This is a genomic window from Moritella sp. Urea-trap-13 (assembly GCF_002836355.1).
Taxonomy (GTDB): Bacteria; Pseudomonadota; Gammaproteobacteria; order Enterobacterales; family Moritellaceae; genus Moritella.
This window is the reverse complement of sequence record NZ_PJCA01000031.1, coordinates 1,443,794-1,462,741: the sequence shown is the minus strand read 5'-3', so window position 1 is coordinate 1,462,741 and position 18,948 is coordinate 1,443,794. Positions and strand designations below refer to the sequence as shown.

The following is an 18,948-nucleotide window of genomic DNA, read 5'->3' as shown; positions in this document are numbered from 1 at the left end:
TAAATTAATGAAGGAACAGGTATGTTTAACTCGAAATTAAAAGGCTTTTTATTAGGAACACTATTAGATAAATCGTTAGGAAAGTCGTTAAGAAAGCCATTAGGAATGTCGTTAGTAATATTGTTCACCCTTGTTGGTTGCGGTGAACAAAGCGAGCAAAAAATGATGGTGCAGCAAGCGGTAAAGATTGAACAAGCGGATAGCTGCCATTTATGTGGCATGACAATCAGTAATTTCCCTGGGCCGAAAGGCGAAAGTTATACTGCCAACCAAGACAATATTAACAAGTTTTGCTCTACGCGGGATCTGTTTGGTTTTATTCTTCAACCTGAAAACAAACGTCAAGTGAAAGAAGTCTTTGTGCATGACATGAGTAAAACACCTTGGGGCCAACCAAACGATGAGCACTTTATTGATGCTAAACAGGCTTGGTTTGTTATTGGCTCAAGCAAGACAGGTGCGATGGGGCAGACGTTAGGTAGTTTTAGTACTAAATCGGATGCTGAAATTTTTGCACAGGAATTTGGTGGTAAACTGTATAAATTTGCTGATATTACGCTTGCAGACCTTTAATTAGAGCCTATGGTGAGCGTAGCTTAAACAAGCTGCGTTTACTGTTATATAGCTCGTTGTATTATGCTTTGAGATAATGTGATAAGAGGGTGTAATAAGGCATTTTATTAAAAAATGAAGGGGGAATAAGTAGTAAAAAACACACAAACAGTTCCGTTGTTATGTGTGTTTTCGGTGTGCATTACTGCACACTATATAACGTCATTAAGCAGTCAATCGTATAGTTAAACAGTCAATTTTATAGTTAAACAACTACGTATTGTTTTGCTTGTCTTGCTTCAACGATATATCTTCTTTTTAGCTTTTTAGCCATGTCTGGTGTTAGATCTGAATGCAGTAATTCTAACGTGCTTTGACCTTTACTTTTCAGGTAAGCAACAACTAATGGACGTGTTGGATCTGCGTGGTTTTTAGCCCATTCATAGCTTTTAATTGCGTTTGCTGGTGGTGTTTTCTTCGCTGCGATATAAACACTACCATCAGGAAAAGATACGCGGTAAATATTGATCATTGGTTTCTCTCTTTATTCTTCGTCATCAAAATACTAAATTCTATAACCTAGTATGACAGCTTTTTGAGTGTTAAACAGAATTAACAGGGTCTATTGCTTAATTTACGTATAATTAAACGCTGGTGGTTTAAGCAATTAACCCGCTTGTGTCCACACACCCCTGATAATATCGGTAACACTCTTTAAATTTAGCATATTAGTTGTTAATTTAAATGGAATAGCGTTGTACTTATAAATAAGCGATTTTTAAGGGACTATCGATAATGAATCAAGCAGTCAAGTACACAACGGTCGCGGCATGGAGCTTATCTATTGCGAATGCGCTAGATGCGATGGATTTCGATCCTAATGAAGTGTTTAAAAATGCTGGTATTTCATTAGCAGATATAAACGATGACCCAAATTCATTGCTAGATATAAAACAAATGACCGCGCTTTGGAAAGAAGTTGCGCTGATCACCCAGATGCCGCACTTTGGTTTGCTCGTCGGAAAATATTCAAATATAAAAAAGAATCATATTTATAACCACCTGATTAAAAAGTCAGATTCATTACTGCAAGTACTTGAAGGGCTACCGAGCTATTACGGTAAATTAAGTAATTCGGTATGTCTTACCTTGAATAATACCCCGCATTTACTTGGCGTTACTATTTCACCACTTGAAGGTGTCGAAATTAGTGATATGTCTATTGATGCATTCTTCTCTTCTTTTGTCAGTGTTATTAATGACTTTGTCGATTCAGATTCATTTATACATCATGTTGATCTGGTGCGCAGTAAACCTAAAAGTATCCGACCTTGGGTAGACAGCTTTAGTTGTGAGACTAAATTTGCTCAGGAAGTTAATTGCTTATGGTTGAATAAATCGGTGTTAACGCAGTTCTCAGTAAAAAGCCTGATGCATGAAAAGAAAATAGCCAGTGATACTGAGCTTGATAAAATGTCGTTAACTGAAAAAATTGAACGCTTGCTCCATAGCTCTATTGCTAATAGCGAACCAACGCTTGATGAAATTGCGGCGATGTTGAACATGAGCGTGCGCTCAATTAGCCGCAGTTTGAAAGAAGAAGGCTTGAGCTTTAGAGATATTTTAAAGCACAAACGCCAAGAACTGGCTGTGCATTATTTGACAAAAACAGCGGATCCAATCTTAACCATCTCGGAAAATTTAGGCTATAAGAATATGGGTAACTTCACCCGCGCATTCCAAACCTGGTTTAGTCAATCACCATCGCAATACCGTGAAAAGCATAATGAAGAGCGTGAAACGAAATAGTGTTTTATACTTTATAAAATAGAGGCTTACGCTTCTATTATTACGCACTAATAAGTGGGCGTAAAATGATAAACGGCTTGTTAATAAGTTGTGATACCTTATCGTCATCATCACTATTAATGGCTATATGGACATGTTCAATAAAAAGCACGTAAGCACACTTATTCAGAATAATATGCAGAATAACTTTAATTTAAAAAAGCATTTACCATTAGCAGTGATTGCTTCTGGTAGTTTGTTTTTAGCTGCTTGTGGCCCTAACACGGACGAGACATTATCTAGTACTAACCCTGACAAGTATGGTTTCACCGCGGCGTCTGAATATACCGTCGATCTGAATCAAGCTGTACTTGAAGAACTTCCTTTCGAAAATAAACAAGATTTTACTGATGCTAATCGTGGCTTTATTGCCACACTATCTGAGTTTGTTGTTAAATATAGCGATGGCACAACGATTATGGACTTGGCTGCATATGACTTTGTTAATGGCAAAGCGCCAAATAGTGTCAACCCCAGTTTATGGCGCCAAGCGAAGTTAAATAACATCAACGGTCTGTTTAAAGTGACTGAAGGCATTTATCAAATCCGAGGTTTTGATTTAGCCAACATGACTATTATTACAGGTAAAACCGGTTGGATAATTGTTGATCCACTCACTACTGCTGAAACCGCGAAAAAATCCCTCGAATTTGTGAATGAACAGCTAGGTTACCGTCCTGTCTCGACGATTGTCTTCACACACAGCCATATGGACCATTTTGGTGGTGTATCTGGCTTACTTGAAGCTGCAGGTAATGATGTTGCGGATATTAAAGTTGTCGCACCTGGTGGTTTTATGGAAGAAGCGACCAACGAAAACATTATCGCGGGTCCGGCGATGAGTAAACGTGCAAGTTATATGTACGGTAATTTATTACCACGCTCGGAAAGAGGGCACGTTGACGCTGGTTTAGGTAAAGCGGTACCGTTTGGTACCTTTAGTATTTTAGAACCAACGTTAACAGTAAATAGTGATGAGACTAAGGTTATTGATGGTGTTGAATTCGAATTCCAAATTGTATCGGGTACCGAAGCACCGTCAGAATTTACTTTCTATTTACCTGCAATGAAAGCTTATTGCGGTGCCGAAATGGTATCTAAAACAATGCACAATTTGTATACATTACGTGGCGCACAAGTGCGTGATGCGGTGGAATGGAGCAAATCGATTGATGCAGCTATCGAGGAACAAAAAGACGCTGAAATTTATTTTGGTAGTCACCATTGGCCGGTATGGGGACAAGAAAATATTAATGAATTCTTAGTCACCCAGCGCGATACTTATCAGTACATTCACGACCAATCAGTACGTATGCTCAACGCGGGTTTAACACCAAAAGAAATCGCTGAAGAAATTGAAATGCCACCTAAGCTCGCGAATACGTTTTCTAGTCGTGGTTATTACGGCACAGCGAAACATAATGCCAAAGCGATTTATCAAAAATACCTAGGCTGGTACAACGCCAACCCTGTAACACTTGATCCGCTGCCTGAATATCAGACTGCGTCTAAATACGTGAAATTAATGGGCGGTGTGGAAGCGGTGATTATTAATGCACAAGCGGCTTATGATAAAGGTGAATACCGTTGGAGTGCTGAGCTATTAAATCACGTAGTGTTTGCTGATGCAGATAATGAGCAAGCCAAAGAATTATTGGCGAGTAGTTATGATCAGCTAGGTTATCAAGCGGAGTCGGCACCTTGGCGTGATGTTTATCTTTCTGGTGCTTATGAGTTACGTCATGGCGCAGCAGACAAGGTTATTGATTTAGCATCAATGAAAGTGATTCTATTACAAACGCCAGTTGATAAGTTCTTTGAAAGTATGGCTGCGCGCGTTATTGGTCCTGATGCATTTGGTGAAGAGTTCACGTTAAACATTAATTTCACTGACTTGAAGAAAAACTATGTGTTAATACTGGATAACGCAGTATTACGTCATGAACTTGCAGCTAAAGATATGACAGCGGATGCGACATTAAATATTAGTCATGAGCTATTTATTGACTTGGTTATTGGTGTGGCAGGTGTTTCTGAAGTATTACTATCAGATGACTTAAGTATTGAAGGCAGTAAACTTGGTTTAGTTAACTTCTTCTCGTTGCTTGACCAACCAGAAGGGGTATTTAATATCGTTACGCCATAGTCGATATTGACAACCCATTAGGTCGAAAAGCACGCTAATTAGCGTGTTTTTCGGTTTTACAGGTTGTGCTAAAAGGTGTAATTAACCTTTATACCAAAAGTGCGCTCTGGACCAAACACGCCAATGACGGGACCTGATGTTGCACCTGAGCCATAACCATAGCCGTACTTCGCCAATGTGTACTCTTCATCGAATAAATTCTTGGCCCATAGGTTGATTGCAAGCTCGCCTGTTTTAAGCGGGATTTCTGCCAGTGTAAGATCTAAGTTTATTAATGAGAAACTGTCATTCTCTAATATGTCTAAACCGTTGTTACTGCTGTAAAATGCGCCTCTATAAATATTAGTTAGCAATACCGTTGGTTGGCCAAAGTCAGTTTTATCAAAGCGATAAATAAACGACGTTAGGATAGTTTGTTCTGGTGCCTGCGGGATCGCATCGGGTACATCACGGGTTATAGGGTTAATGATAGGGTTGGCACCTGGTATTCTTGATTTCACTTCATCTCTGTGGCTGTATTCATCATATTCCATTTGTAAGTACGAATAGTTGAATTTAACCATGGCGTTTTTAGATAGGAAGGCGAACAAATCTAGATCCACACCATACGAATGGGCTTTTTGTACATTGTAGGTATCGACCATTGTTGGATGTACGCGATTCGATGTATTAGCTTGGTGGTTATTTATGTCGTTGTAGAACGCAACAGCGTTTAGTTGTAGCGCGCGATTAGCAAAGTTACCTTGAAAACCGATGTCGTAGGTCATCATGGTTTCTTCATCAAAACCGCTTGCGAAATTTTCTACACCGGCAAGGGCATTAAAGCCACCAGGGTTCCAACCTTTACGTACTGAAGTATAAATGTTCTTCTCACGGCCGATTTCATAATTCAATTTAATTGAGGGTAATAGCATTTTGAATGAGGCAGAGCTTTCAACGTAAACGTCGTCAATATCATTGCCAGGGAGTGGTATTCCGGTTCCTTCCCAAGTACCAGGACAAAGAGCCCCTGCAATTGCAAGTGCAGTGCCATTATAGGGATTGGTCGGATCCATTATCACGCCACCAGTCGGTGTTAATTTACAATTACCATCGTACTGTTTATTGGCATCGACATTAACCCATTCTTGACGTAATCCAGTGGTAATGGTGAATTTATTATTAAGTATTGCCGGAATGAAGCTGGCTTCACCATAGACAGCGATATTTTCTAGTTCACCTTGCGTTGATGTTGCAAAGGTCGATGTCTGTACCCCTTGATATAATTGACCGGGCGCAAAGCCTTTATAGTCAGTGTTATTTACATAGCGTGAATTGTCTGCATATGCGGTTGAATCGCTGTCTTCGCTATAATACAAAGTACCGAGGCTAAAGTTAATTCGGTCGTTAACAACACGGCTGTTTAAACGAAATTCTTGTGACCACTGACTGACATCTAAAGTACCACCTGCAATAGACTCCTGTGTGCCGATAACTGCATCTGTATTGCCATCTGACATTCTGTACGAACTAATAGATTCAAATTTAGTACGCTCGTTAAATTGCCATTCAACGCCAAGACGATGTCCTTGTGCAGTATGATCATTGGTGTCTTCTAAATATAAATCAGTCGAAGCTTGACGCTCTTCATTAGCATCACCAGGGTTTAAGCTATCGCTGGCTAATAATTGAATATAAGGGCTGAGGTAATCGGCGTCAGAATAATCATAGGCATAATCGACGGTGAGGTGTTTGTTCGGCATCCAGCGTAATGCACCTGTAACCGCACTGGTATCAATATCGCCAAAGTTACCGGTCGCTTTTTCGCTGGTGGATGTTATCGCGCCCTCACGGCTAAAACTAGAAATACTGAAGCGTCCGCTTAGGGTATCGCTAAGCGGAATGTTAATCATGGTTTTTGATTTAAGCTCATTTTGGCTACCAACTGAAAACTGTTGTTGGAGTTCAAATTCGTCTTTTGGTTTAACTGAAACATAGTCAACACTACCGGCTAATGCATTGCGACCAACATTAGTTGTTGGTCCACGACTATAGACAACATCCTCAAGGTCGACTACGTCAGCAGCTAGACCAACGGTTCTGCCCATATAAACGTCATCATGGTTGATGGTAACGGCACTATTTTTTGTTGCTTGTGTGTCTAGGCTTGAAAAACCACGAATAAAAACAGCCCTGTTGGCTTTAGTTGTTGGCAGGGGGGCAAGGTTTATTTCTGGGATCTCAGTTTTGCTTGTAGCTGTAGTCGTTTCAGTCGTTGTAGTTACCGAAGAAATAGCGGCCACTTCTTGCGTTAATGTGATGGGCTCGGGCTCACTTACTACTTCCTTAGCAAATGATGTTAGTGGTAATAATGCACTGATAATGACGGGTGCAATTGGGATTGCTTTTGATTTCATCATGAAAACCTTTCCTTGGATTAACATTTGATTAACGATGACCGAAAGGTATCACAGCAAATACGCATGCTATTTATCATTTTACGCCATATGTAACAGGTTGTTTTTTTCACTAAGAACTTAGTGTATTAATTGTTATTTTATATCAGTCGCTTAATGATGTTTTATTTTAGGTTTTTGGCAGAAAAGACAGGGCGTCATGGTTGGCGTTAAATGATAAATTCATTGTTACGGAGCTGTGATATCTTGAACCTGTTTTCAATCACTCATGACTCACCACTAAGGAATAAATTCATGGATACGAATACAAAATTTCGATTAACAGCACTCTCTGCTGTCGTCACATTGTCGACATTGATGTCTGGTTGCTCGATGATTAATACCGATGCACAGCCAAAAGAACTCCCTAAGTATAAATTGACTGATTGGAAACCTGTTGGCGTACCCAACGCTGGGCCTATGAGTGATACGGTGCCGGTACTAAATACCTTCCATACTATGCACGGCAGTATTAATAATACTGACCAACTGATGATTGCTACCGCACCAGAGCAAAAGCTAGCTTGGGTTGCTGAAACTCAGTTTTATGTACCAGAAGGCCCGTCGATTGATCAGCAAGGCAACTTGTATTTTAGTCCTTTTCGCCCTAATGAAGATGTGAGTCTGGTTTCTCTTGATGGTGAAACGGGTGAGCGACGTTGGACACTACCTGCTAACGGCGACCTAAATGGCTCAGGTGCAACGCTGATTTTGAACTCTCCTGAGCATCAACAAGAAGTTATTTATCATTCGACGTATCACAATATTTGGGCGGTAAAGACTGATGGCACTATCTTATGGACCAAAAAAACCGGCCTAACATGGATTAATTCTGACTATATATCACCCCATGCTTGGGGGGTAAACTTCATACCGGGATTAAATGCATTAAGCGTGGTAACGGGGAATGGTAAAATTGTATTGTTTGATCGACTCACTGGTGAAGCATTACTCGATGAAGTATTTGATCTACCGGGTTCACCAGCGGTGAATAACCTTGAAGCTAGACCACCTGAGTTTGTGCGTAATAGGGCTGATGAAGCCGCGGCAGAGCAATTTGGTAAACCACAAAGTGGAGACGGCCTATTTACTACTATCACCGATATTATCTTTGGTGGTGGTAGTGAAGTGACTAACTTTTATGCCAGCGACCCAATCTCGAATCGTTTGTACGTAGCTGCAACCGCCCCTGATGAACTTGATGGCACCAAAGATAATGTATCAGAGCTTGGTGCATTGTATGCGTTGGATATTGTCGAAACTACAGAGGGGCGTTACAAATTAGATATTGCAGGGCGTTTTGATTTCGATGGTGGTACAGGGGCAACACCATCAGTAAGTAACGATGGTCAAAAGGTGTTTACTACGGATGAACACGGCAATATTATTGCACTTTCTCGTGATTTAACCGAAATTTGGCGTGTTAATGTCGGTGAGCAAATTGCGGCATCTCCGGCAATTAGTGCTGATAATGGTGAAATATACGCGATCACTATGCACAAAATTGTGAAAGTGCAAGACAATGGTGATTCAGGTGAATTAGTGTGGGACGCTAATATTGATGTATTCCCTGGTTTTGATTCCATTAATGCATTAACACCAACGATTACCGCTAACGGCATTGCGGTGAGTATTGGTGCGGTGAACAGTTTTGGTAGCGTTGATTTAATGGTTGGTGTCGGTTTTGGCTTACTTGATAAAGATACGGGTAATGTGATCAGTTTTGTCGAGGGTGCAGAGGAGTCGATTGCAGTAACGGTTATCGCCCCTGATGGTGGTTTTGCAATTGGTCATTCACCAACACGTCGATTAGCCGCTAAAGGTATATTAAGTGCTAACGCTGCGCCGCTCATTGGTGGTATTGCCCGTTACGTACCGACGAATCCCGAATTACTTGCCCGTGATGCGGTATGTATGGCCGTTCGTTATACTGAGCGCCAACAAAGTTACAGTCAAATTGATAACTCCCAAGCTTACCAGTGGGATAATAAACAAATTAATGTGTTAGTTAATCAGGCGAGCAAAGCGTTAGGACGTGAAATCGGTGATTTAACCCAAGAGTGTGCAGCATTAACGGTACAACTCGATAAAGTTGGTAATACGGCCACTTAATAAACCGCTAAGTATTAATTAATGAGAGAGGATTACAATTTTTGTAATCCTCTCTTTTTTTATTCAATAAAAAATGATCTTAACAAGGAAAATATCAGTGATTTAGATTAGAATCCTCTCCCTATATTAGCGTGCCGAACCCGTTCATCCATGGAGTAATAATGGCTTTTTATGATAAACCTGCTGAGATGTCAGCGTTTAATGCAAAGTTTGAAGCACAAAAAATTGCCTTTTCACCCGTTGCATTTCAAGTAGCACGTTGCCTACTAAAGTTTGGTATTTTAAAAGCCGTAGACGAAGCTGGCAAGCAAGGTGTTAGTTTAACAACGCTGACTCAGCAGTTAGATACCAGTGAATACGGTATTAGTGTATTACTTGATATGGGACTTAGCATGGGGCTAGTGTGGCAACAAGAAGACAACTTCATCTTAGATAAAGTGGGTTACTTTTTGTTAAATGATGACATGGCATTAAAGAATCTCGATTTTACCCATCATGTTTGCTATCAAGGTTTATTTGATTTAGATAAAGCCATTGAGACTGGTAAACCAGAAGGGCTGAAAGTATTCGGTGATTGGCAAACCATTTATCCAGGTTTAAGCCAATTACCAGAAGAAGCAAAACGCAGTTGGTTTGAATTTGATCATTATTATTCCGATCATGCCTTTCCTGAAGTATTAGCATTATTGTTCGAACATAATCCAAAGCACATTTTAGATGTGGGCGGTAATACCGGTAAATGGTCATTAGCCTGTACCAAGCATGATGCTGACATTAACGTCACTATTATGGATCTACCGGGGCAACTTAATGTGGCACTGGCAAATGCCAAAGCCGCAGGTGTAGCAGATCGTGTCCACGGTCATGAAACCGATTTACTTGATGAAAACCGTACTTTCTTTGCTGGCGCAGATACCATCTGGATGAGCCAATTCTTAGATTGTTTTAGTAAAAGTGAAATTTTAAGCATTCTAAAACGCGCTGCAGATGTCATGACGACCGATAGCCGTTTGTATATCTTAGAAACATACTGGGACAGACAACCTTATGAGGCAGGTGCTTATTGTGTCAATGCGACATCTATCTACTTTACGGCTATGGCCAATGGTAATAGTCGTATGTATCATTCAAAAGACATGATGCGTTTGATCCAAGAAGCGGGCTTGTATGTTGATCAAGATACCGATGATCTCGGTCTCGGACATACGCTGTTAGCCTGTAAGAAGAAATAGTGATAATAAAAAGTAAATCAATGAGATATTTTGTAAGCGAAAGTAAGCGTTATGAATTGCTGGGATTACAATCAAATAGCCATGGTTATGTTATAAAATAGAATAAAGCAACTCCCCTAAGTTATTGATAGATATTGTTATTACTATTTAGTTATTGATTTGTTACTGATGATTAATTATTATGGCGGCATATTTATTGTCGCCATTTTAGTTTAAGGAGAAACCATTGCAGTTACATCTAGAAAGTATTAGCTCGTGGTCAACTTTCGACGCTGACAATAATAAAGTAAATATACCTGCTTGGCCTAAATTGGAGTTTGTACCTGCGATGCAACGTCGTCGTTTAAGTCCGTTCGCCAAGATTGCCTTGTATGCAGCTGAAAATGCGCTCTCTGCACCTTCTACATTAGCTGAAATATCACAGTCTGAAACATCACAGTCTGAAACACCAGAACAGGCTGCACAAATTGATATTGTGTTTTCCAGTCGTCATGGTGATTTGCATAAAACCGCTGAACTATTAACAGAATTAACCGCAGACCAAGACATTTCCCCAACTGCATTTAGTACATCTGTACATAACGCGGTACCAGGGTTATACAGTATTCTTAAGCAAAACAAGCAAGCCATCAATGCCATTTCTGCCGGTAAAGACAGCTTCTTTTATGCCTTGGTTGATGCGTATGCACGGTTAAAATCAGGGCGTTCTAATAAGCTACTTATCGTCCATGTCGATCGGGTACTACCTGAATTGTATTTACAGTTTGCAGATGAGCAGCAAGTCGATCACGCCGTGGCTATGGTGGTTACGTCAACATCTACGCCAGCGACAATCGCCAGTATTGAGGTTGATTTTAACGCCTGCATTGAAACTGATAAGCAAGACACTACAGAATTAAACTTACCTGCAGCGTTATGCTTTATGCACTGGTTTGATGCGACAGAAAATTCAGCGTTGCCATCATTACAGCCGTTACAGTTTCGCTCTGATCGTCATGCTTGGACTTGTGAGTTAATCACTGGAATGACGGATGTTTAAGGCGCTTAACTATTTATTTAAGGCAGTTAACTACCTTTGGCGGTTATTTGCTACTGCCCTGTGCTTTAGCTTGTTTGGTGTGGGTGGACTGATACTGACGGTATTGGTATTTCCGCTACAGAAATTGTGTATTCGTGGCGAGCAAGCGCAAAAACGTGCCGCGCGTAAAACCGTACATTATAGTTTTCGTTTTTTTATTGCCACTATGGCATTTACTCGGATCTTCGAATTTGATTTGCGTGATCGCGTTGAACTGGCGCAGTTACAAGGGCAACTCATTCTTGCCAATCACCCGTCGTTGATTGATGTGGTGGTTTTGCTTTCTATGTTACCGAATGCAGACTGTGTGGTGAAAGCGCATTTATTCCGCAATCCGTTTATTCGTGGGGTGATCAAAAATGCCGGGTATATCAGTAACGCTGATCCAGAAGCCTTGCTTGCAGCGTGTAAATTGTCGTTAGCGCAAGGTAATAACCTGATTGTGTTTCCAGAAGGGACACGTACTGTTCCGGGGCAAGCATTGGCATTCCAACGCGGGGCTGCCAATATCGCCTTACGTTGCCAAGTACCAATTACCACTGTCATTATCAAGGTGACACCAAGTACATTAACTAAAGCAGAGTCTTGGTATCAAATTCCAAGTCAAAAAGCTAAATTCATACTGCAATTGACGCGCGACGTTCCCGCAATTGCAATTGCCGACGAAATACCGATGAGTAAGCAAGTTCGCCATTATTGTCGTGAACTTGAATGTTATTTTAAACAGGAACTACAATCCCATGACTGAATTAAAAACTGAGCTTAAACAGCTTATCATTGCTGAGTTAGACCTTGAAGATATTACCGTAGAAGATATCAATGACGCGGATGCATTATTCGTTGAAGGTTTAGGTTTAGACAGTATCGATGCACTTGAGTTAGGCTTGATCCTGAAAAAACATTACAACATCAAAATCGATGCAAATTCAGAAGAAATCAAACAACATTTTTCATCGATTAATGCATTAAGTGCATTTATTACTCAGAATCGCACCGCGGCTTAATTAAGGATTTTCCATGCAAACCAGAGAACATATCTACCAAACATTAGCCGATATCTTAGTTGAAGAATTTGAAATCGAAGCCGACGACATTAATATGAGTGCAAATCTTTACACAGATTTAGACTTAGACAGCATCGATGCGATTGATCTAGTGATTAAACTGCGTGATATTACTAATGAAAAAATTGAACCTGAAGTGTTCAAATTAGTACGTACAGTAGAAGACGTGGTTAACGAAATTGAAAAACTAACGACAGCGAAATAATCGCGGTCTGCTTAGTGTATAGCAACATTATATGTTGAAGAAACTCGTTACTGTACTGCTCGGATTATGCTTATTGCTGTATCCCTTTGCGGTTTATTTAGGGCTCAATTATGTGAGTCCTTTTTGGCTTGCGCTGGGTTTATTAGTCTTGTTACTGTCGCGCTTAGTGATGCTGCGTGGGGTATTAAATAAAATGCCCTGGTTACTGCCTGCAACAGCATTGGGCGGCTTAGCGATTGTTACCTCGCTATTCATGGACTCTGCTATTGGTTTTAAGTTATATCCGTTGATGGTTAACTTTGCCATGCTCGCGGTATTTGCTTACTCCTACCTGAAACCACCGACTGTGATTGAAACTTTTGCGCGTTTACAAGATCCCAACTTACCTGATCATGCATTAAGTTATATCCGTAAAGTAACCTTGGTGTGGTGTGGTTTTTTCATCATTAACGCCAGTATTTCATTGTATACCGCGCTGTATAGCAGCTTTAAAGTGTGGACACTGTATAACGGTTTTATCGCTTACATTTTGATTGGCAGTTTAGCTGGTATTGAGTTTATCGTGCGCTTGTTTATACAACGAAGAGATGTGCAACGTCGAAAGGAAAGTGTAAGTAATGACTAAAGCAGCGTTAAATCAGCGTGACATTTGTTTTCATATCAATGACCTGGCAATTAGTTTTAAGCAGTTCAGTGCTGACATTAGCCATGCTCGCTGGGGTATAGCGCAAAGTGATGCTGACAGTGTATTGCTGTTTCATCAATCAAGTTATCAGTTTGCGGTGGGCTTTTTTGCGCTGGCACTCGAAGGTCGCCACATTGTTATGCCACCGAATGCACAGCAGCAAACGCTCATGCATATCGCGCCGCAATGTCAGGCTACGTTAGGCGATATCAGCGTTGATGGGCTTGCTGCGATTAATATCGGATTAATCGACACGCCTTTAATTAACTCAAATAGTAGCGCTCAGCTTGATGCTATTGATGAACAAATTGCAGCATTAAATAATCGAGCAGATCTGTTTACGCCATTAGACTGTCAAATCACTTTTTTTACCTCGGGCTCGACAGGGCAGCATAAACCGATTGTGAAACAGTTTAGTCAACTTAACTGCGAGGTTGATGTACTGATTAAAACCTTCACTGCTCGCTTAGACGCCACGCAGTTACTCGTCAGTACCGTTTCTCATCAGCATATCTACGGGTTGTTATTTAAACTGTTTTTGCCGTTGAAATCTGGCTTGGCCATTGTCAATGATACCTTTGAATACCCAGAACATATTAGTCAGCTTTTAGCCGCCACTCTTAATAAAGAATTAAATAAAGAATTGAACCTCGACGACAGTCAAACGGCGTTATTAATCTCTAGTCCTGCGCATCTAAAACGCTTGAGCTTAGACAATGTATTAATGGCGAATAAAGCCCAATTACAAGGTGTGTTTAGTTCCGGCGGGCCCTTACCGTTTGCAGTAGCGCAAGACTTATTTAGTCAGTTAGGACAAGCGCCAATCGAAGTGTTTGGTAGTACTGAAACCGGCGGTATCGCCTGGCGACAGTGCCATGAGTCAAGCCCAAGTGCGTGGCGTGTTTTCCCTGATATCAGTTATCGAGTGATGGCTGAAACGGCACAACTGGTATTAACATCACCGTATATTGCGGGTGATGATTACGTTACCGAAGATCGCGTCGAGCGTATTGATGAACAACACTTTGCCATGTTAGGCCGCGCTGATCGCACCATTAAACACGAAGAAAAACGCATTAACCTCGACCATATGGAACGTTGTTTACAGCAACATGAATATGTTAATGAAGTGCGAGTGATAGTCCTTGATGGCGAGAAAAAACAAGTATTAGCCGCGGTTATTGAATTGACCGAAGCTGGGCAAGCATTGCTGCAGCAACAAAGTAAAAAATCATTAAATGACAGTTTGAAGCAGCATTTACTCGGTGAATTTGAACGTATCTGTTTACCTAAGAAATGGCGCTATCCAGTACTTATGCCGTTTAATTCTCAAGGTAAATTAGTGATTAAAGAATTGGAGAAATTGTTTGACTGAATTAGTAAAAGTGAATGCAACTATCTTGAGTAAAGTGCTGAATACTGGGTTGAATAAAGGGCTTAGTGAAGACAGTGCTATATTGACTTTGCATATCCCCACCGACTTGGACTATTTTAAAGGTCACTTCGATCAAGCGCCAATCTTAGCGGGTGTGGTACAACTGCACTGGGCGGCCGAATTAGCACAACAATATTTAGACATTGCCCCAACGGATGTGATGGGTATACAAGTGCTTAAGTTTCAGGAAATGATCTTACCGGGTCATGAAGTCGTGCTTACACTGACTAAGAAATCCACCGAGAAAGTGCTATTCAGTTATCAGTCGACAATGGCAAATGGTGATGTGAAATCGCATTCATCCGGCCGCCTTATTTTTGCCGCAGCTGAGTCAATTAATATATCAGCAGGCAGTAAGGCGGGTGAGGTGTGAGTTATTGTATTGTCATTCCGAATTATAATCACACAGTGGTGATTGATAAGCTGTTAGGCGATTTAGCTGCATATAACTTACCTGTGATCATGGTTAATGATGGCAGTGATGCTGACAGCGCCGCATTTATGCAAACTTTGGCGGATAAGTACGATTATGTCACGCTGGTCAATCATAGTCATAATCAGGGCAAAGGTGCAGCGGTACAGACAGGGTTGAAATACGCCAATGGTATGGGCTTTAGCCACGCGCTCCAAGTCGATGCCGACGGTCAACATGATATTACTGATATCACTAAGCTGGTGGCATTATCGCAGGCACAGCCTCATCAGTTAATTAGTGGCCAGCCTATTTATAATGAGTCAGTACCCAAACACCGTTATTACGCCCGTTACTTCACCCATGTTTGGGTGTGGATCGAAACGTTATCGTTTGATATCAAAGATACCATGTGTGGTTTTCGCGTGTACCCATTAGCCGAAACGTTAGGTTTATTGGCTAAGCACCACAGTATTGGTGAATACATGGCGTTTGATACCGAAATTATGGTGCGGTTATATTGGGATGGCGTAACAACCACCTTCTTACCGACTAAAGTGAATTATCCTGAACATGGTGTGTCACATTTCCGCTTATGGGAAGACAACGTGGCGATCTCATGGATGCACACACGCTTAGTATTCGGCATGTTGAAACGCTTACCGCAGTTATTATGTCGTAAATTAAGGGCGTAATTTAGGGCATTATTAGGAACAAGCACAATATGACAACCACAGTTCATTGGTCAAAAATGCAGGAGCGCGGTACGTTTCTGGGCATGAAAATCCTGCTTTTTTGTTATGCTATTTTCGGCCGCAGAGGTTTATCTATTATTCTGTATCCGGTGATCGTGTATTTGTATTTCACTGGTGGTGAAAGCAAAAAAGCATCATTAAATTATTTAGCAAAAATTGCTGAGCGTAAAGGTTGGGCTAAACGACCGGGTCATCGCGAAGGCATCAAGCATTTTTATACGTTTGCGCAAGGTGCATTTGATAAGATCGACGCTTGGACTGGCAAGATCACCATGGATCAAGTTAATTATAATTATGATGATAAATTTAAAAAACTACTTGAAGAAGAGCAGGGCGCGGTATTTATTGGCTCGCACCTAGGTAACTTAGAAGTATGCCGGACCTTAAGTGTCGGTAAATACAAGAGCCGTATTAATGTCCTGGTGTTTACCCATCACGCGGTTGAATTTAATAAAATAATGCAAAAGATTAACCCCAATGTGAACGTCAATTTTATTCAAGTAAAAGACGTCGGTGTTGATCTGGCTATTTTGTTAAAACAGCGTGTTGAAGCGGGTGAGAAAGTGGTTATTGTTGGTGATAGAACCAGCACCACAAGCCCTGGTCGAGTGGTTTATGCCGACTTTTTGGGTCAGCAAGCACCGTTCTCACAAGGGCCATTTATTTTAGCGTCATTGCTAGAATGTCCGGTGTATTACCTGTTTTGTTTAAAAGACGGTGAAAAATATAATCTGATTTTCGAACATGTAGCAGACCAATTAAAGTTTGCCCGTAAAACCAGACAAGCCGAGATTGGCGAGTTAATTAATCAATATGCACAAAGGTTAGAACACTTTTGCCTGCAATACCCGTATCAATGGTTTAACTTTTTTGATTTTTGGCAAGAAGACCATAAAGTCGACCGTAAGCACAGTTTGGAGAAGTAAGTGGCTAACATGAAAGAAACAATTAAGTTTGGCGAATCACGTTTAACAATTGAAGATATCGTTGCAATCGCAAAGCAAGAAAAGCATGTCAGTATTAGTAATGCACCAGAATTAACCAATAAGATTGATTCAGCACTGGCCTTCTTAGACAGTTTATTAAAAGAAGACGGGGTTATTTATGGCGTAACGACGGGTTATGGCGATTCAGTTACAGTCAAAGTACCGCTTAATTTAGTCCATGAACTGCCATTACATCTTACCCGTTTTCACGGTTGCGGTTTAGGCCAGTTGTTTAGTGTTGCCGAAGGCCGTGCTGTGTTAGCGACACGTCTTACTTCATTAGCACAAGGTTACTCTGGCGTAAGCTGGGAAATGCTGCATTTATTGGCTGCCTACTTAGAACACGACATTATCCCTGCGATCCCACAAGAAGGCTCGGTAGGCGCAAGTGGTGATTTAACTCCACTTTCTTATGTCGCAGGCGCATTAATTGGCGAGCGCGATGTCTATTACCAAGATCAGATCCGCAACAGTGGTGAAGTGATGCGCGAACTGGGTTTAACCCCATTGGTATTGCGACCTAAAGAAGGTTTAGCAATCATGAATGGCACTGCGGTAATGACAGCTATTGCTTGTTTGGCGTTTGATCGTGCTAATTATGCAACTAAACTGGCGGCGCGTATTACCGCCATGGCGAGCCTGTCTATTCAAGGTAATAGCCATCATTTCGATGAGATCTTATTCTCGGTAAAACCGCATCCAGGCCAGCAACAAGTGGCCACGTGGATCCGTAATGATTTAAACCACGCAGAACATCCGCGTAATGCTGACCGTTTACAAGACCGTTACTCGATCCGTTGTGCACCACACGTGATTGGCGTGCTACAGGATTCATTGCCTTGGTTCCGTCAAATGATTGAGAACGAGCTGAACTCTGCTAACGATAACCCGATTATTGATGGTCAAGGTGAGCACGTTCTGCACGGTGGGCATTTCTACGGTGGTCATATCGCCATGGCAATGGACAGTATGAAAACTGCGGTGGCTAACTTAGCCGACCTTGCTGATCGTCAGTTAGCCTCGTTAGTTGATACTAAATACAGTAATGGCTTGCCATCCAACTTATCCATGAGCAGTGAAGAACGTCGTTATATTAACCACGGTTTCAAAGCCATGCAGATTGGCGCGTCAGCTTACACCGCGGAAGCATTAAAACAAACTATGCCTGCCAGTGTGTTCTCACGTTCTACCGAGTGTCATAATCAAGACAAAGTGAGCATGGGCACGATAGCGTCGCGTGATGCAATGCGGGTTTTACAGCTTACCGAGCAAGTGTTGGCAACGACATTGTTAGCGACAGTGCAAGGTTTACGTATTCGTATTGAACGTAAAGAATTAGATTTAGCCAGCTTACCAACTGCAGTTCAAGACATGTATAACGACATTTGCAGCTTCTTCGAACCGTTAGTAGAAGACCGACCAATGGAAAGTCTCTTACGTTTTACCATTGACGCGATCCAAACCCAGCGTTGGGCGCTTTATCAGTAAGCTGAGCGATAAGAACCTGGTGCGTAATAAGCCGTTTGTACGCATTGGGTGCTAAGTAATAGAAAGGAAATAAAATGAGTAAAAACAGTTTATTATCAGAATCCGTTATTATTGACGTACCGTTTCATGATTGCGATCCTATGAATGTTGTCTGGCACGGCAATTATGCCCGTTACTTTGAAGTGGCGCGCAGTGCATTATTACGTAAAATGAATTACGATTATGAAGATATGAGTAAATCAGGTTACATGTGGCCGATTGTCGATATGCGCGTGAAGTATATTGCTTCTGCGCGTTATGCGCAGAAGATCAAAGTTGATGCGCACTTGGTTGAAGTTGAATCTCGGCTGAAAATGGAATATCTGGTTACCTGTGTAGAAACGGGTCAGAAGTTAACCAAAGCATCAACGATCCAGTTAGCGGTAGACTTAGAAACCCAAGAATTGCAATTTGTCACACCCGCTGCTTTTACTGACAAGTTACAAGGCGAGTTGAATGGGTCATTAGATGGGTAG

The 18,948-nt window shown here is 41.3% G+C and carries 18 protein-coding genes; 16 read left to right on the top strand and 2 right to left on the bottom strand.

Annotated features, from left to right (window positions below; all coding sequences use genetic code 11):
- The first annotated feature begins 21 nt into the window (after window positions 1-21).
- Window positions 22-573 carry a nitrous oxide reductase accessory protein NosL gene (locus tag CXF93_RS14525; RefSeq protein WP_369832218.1) on the top strand — a complete coding sequence of 184 codons (552 nt, stop codon included), beginning with the start codon at window positions 22-24 and terminating at the stop codon, window positions 571-573.
- 244 nt (window positions 574-817) lie between these two features.
- Here CXF93_RS14525 and CXF93_RS14520 read toward each other — a convergent pair whose 3' ends face one another.
- Entirely contained in the window at window positions 818-1,084 is a 267-nt protein-coding gene (locus CXF93_RS14520; protein ID WP_101063193.1) for a hypothetical protein, read from the bottom strand.
- A gap of 263 nt (window positions 1,085-1,347) precedes the next feature.
- Between CXF93_RS14520 and CXF93_RS14515 the strand changes: the two genes are divergently transcribed.
- Together CXF93_RS14515 and CXF93_RS14510 are read left to right on the top strand one after the other, a co-directional pair.
- Entirely contained in the window at window positions 1,348-2,361 is a 1,014-nt protein-coding gene (locus tag CXF93_RS14515; RefSeq protein ID WP_101063192.1) for an AraC family transcriptional regulator, read from the top strand.
- A gap of 133 nt (window positions 2,362-2,494) precedes the next feature.
- Window positions 2,495-4,546 carry an alkyl/aryl-sulfatase gene (locus CXF93_RS14510; protein ID WP_101063191.1) on the top strand — a complete coding sequence of 684 codons (2,052 nt, stop codon included), beginning with the start codon at window positions 2,495-2,497 and terminating at the stop codon, window positions 4,544-4,546.
- 68 nt (window positions 4,547-4,614) lie between these two features.
- On the opposite strand, the gene CXF93_RS14505 is transcribed toward CXF93_RS14510, so the two are convergent.
- Window positions 4,615-6,945 carry a TonB-dependent receptor gene (locus CXF93_RS14505; RefSeq protein ID WP_101063190.1) on the bottom strand — a complete coding sequence of 777 codons (2,331 nt, stop codon included), beginning with the start codon at window positions 6,943-6,945 and terminating at the stop codon, window positions 4,615-4,617.
- 291 nt (window positions 6,946-7,236) lie between these two features.
- Here CXF93_RS14505 and CXF93_RS14500 point away from each other — a divergent pair, with 291 nt between their 5' ends.
- From CXF93_RS14500 to CXF93_RS14440, 13 genes are all read left to right on the top strand, one after another.
- Window positions 7,237-9,093 (top strand): PQQ-binding-like beta-propeller repeat protein, encoded by a 1,857-nt coding sequence (locus tag CXF93_RS14500; protein ID WP_101063189.1) that lies wholly within the window; start codon window positions 7,237-7,239, stop codon window positions 9,091-9,093.
- A gap of 161 nt (window positions 9,094-9,254) precedes the next feature.
- A complete protein-coding gene (locus CXF93_RS14495) occupies window positions 9,255-10,325 on the top strand; it encodes a class I SAM-dependent methyltransferase (protein ID WP_101063188.1) in 1,071 nt (356 codons plus the stop codon).
- Between the two features lie 226 nt (window positions 10,326-10,551).
- Window positions 10,552-11,364: a beta-ketoacyl synthase chain length factor gene (locus CXF93_RS14490; RefSeq protein ID WP_101063187.1), complete on the top strand. Its 813-nt coding sequence runs from the start codon at window positions 10,552-10,554 to the stop codon at window positions 11,362-11,364.
- Complete coding sequence (locus CXF93_RS14485) at window positions 11,357-12,151, top strand: 1-acyl-sn-glycerol-3-phosphate acyltransferase (protein ID WP_101063186.1); 795 nt, start codon at window positions 11,357-11,359, stop codon at window positions 12,149-12,151. The genes CXF93_RS14490 and CXF93_RS14485 overlap by 8 nt, the downstream gene beginning before the upstream one ends.
- Window positions 12,144-12,407, top strand: coding sequence for a phosphopantetheine-binding protein (locus CXF93_RS14480; RefSeq protein ID WP_101063185.1), 264 nt, complete (start codon window positions 12,144-12,146; stop codon window positions 12,405-12,407). The genes CXF93_RS14485 and CXF93_RS14480 overlap by 8 nt, the downstream gene beginning before the upstream one ends.
- A gap of 13 nt (window positions 12,408-12,420) precedes the next feature.
- Window positions 12,421-12,672: an acyl carrier protein gene (locus tag CXF93_RS14475; RefSeq protein ID WP_101063184.1), complete on the top strand. Its 252-nt coding sequence runs from the start codon at window positions 12,421-12,423 to the stop codon at window positions 12,670-12,672.
- A gap of 31 nt (window positions 12,673-12,703) precedes the next feature.
- Window positions 12,704-13,297 carry a hypothetical protein gene (locus CXF93_RS14470; RefSeq protein WP_101063183.1) on the top strand — a complete coding sequence of 198 codons (594 nt, stop codon included), beginning with the start codon at window positions 12,704-12,706 and terminating at the stop codon, window positions 13,295-13,297.
- Entirely contained in the window at window positions 13,290-14,732 is a 1,443-nt protein-coding gene (locus CXF93_RS14465; protein ID WP_101063182.1) for an AMP-binding protein, read from the top strand. Before CXF93_RS14470 ends, CXF93_RS14465 begins: the two co-directional genes overlap by 8 nt.
- Window positions 14,725-15,165, top strand: coding sequence for a hypothetical protein (locus CXF93_RS14460; RefSeq protein ID WP_101063181.1), 441 nt, complete (start codon window positions 14,725-14,727; stop codon window positions 15,163-15,165). The genes CXF93_RS14465 and CXF93_RS14460 overlap by 8 nt, the downstream gene beginning before the upstream one ends.
- The gene (locus CXF93_RS14455) at window positions 15,162-15,899 is read left to right on the top strand and encodes a glycosyltransferase family 2 protein (RefSeq protein WP_101063180.1); all 738 of its coding nucleotides are present in this window, start codon (window positions 15,162-15,164) and stop codon (window positions 15,897-15,899) included. The genes CXF93_RS14460 and CXF93_RS14455 overlap by 4 nt, the downstream gene beginning before the upstream one ends.
- A gap of 29 nt (window positions 15,900-15,928) precedes the next feature.
- On the top strand, window positions 15,929-16,885 hold the full coding sequence (locus CXF93_RS14450) for an acyltransferase (protein ID WP_101063179.1): 957 nt from the start codon (window positions 15,929-15,931) through the stop codon (window positions 16,883-16,885).
- Between the two features lie 9 nt (window positions 16,886-16,894).
- Window positions 16,895-18,433, top strand: coding sequence for a histidine ammonia-lyase (gene hutH / locus CXF93_RS14445; protein WP_198551685.1), 1,539 nt, complete (start codon window positions 16,895-16,897; stop codon window positions 18,431-18,433).
- Window positions 18,434-18,507: 74 nt separating this feature from the next.
- Window positions 18,508-18,948: a thioesterase family protein gene (locus CXF93_RS14440; protein WP_101063177.1), complete on the top strand. Its 441-nt coding sequence runs from the start codon at window positions 18,508-18,510 to the stop codon at window positions 18,946-18,948.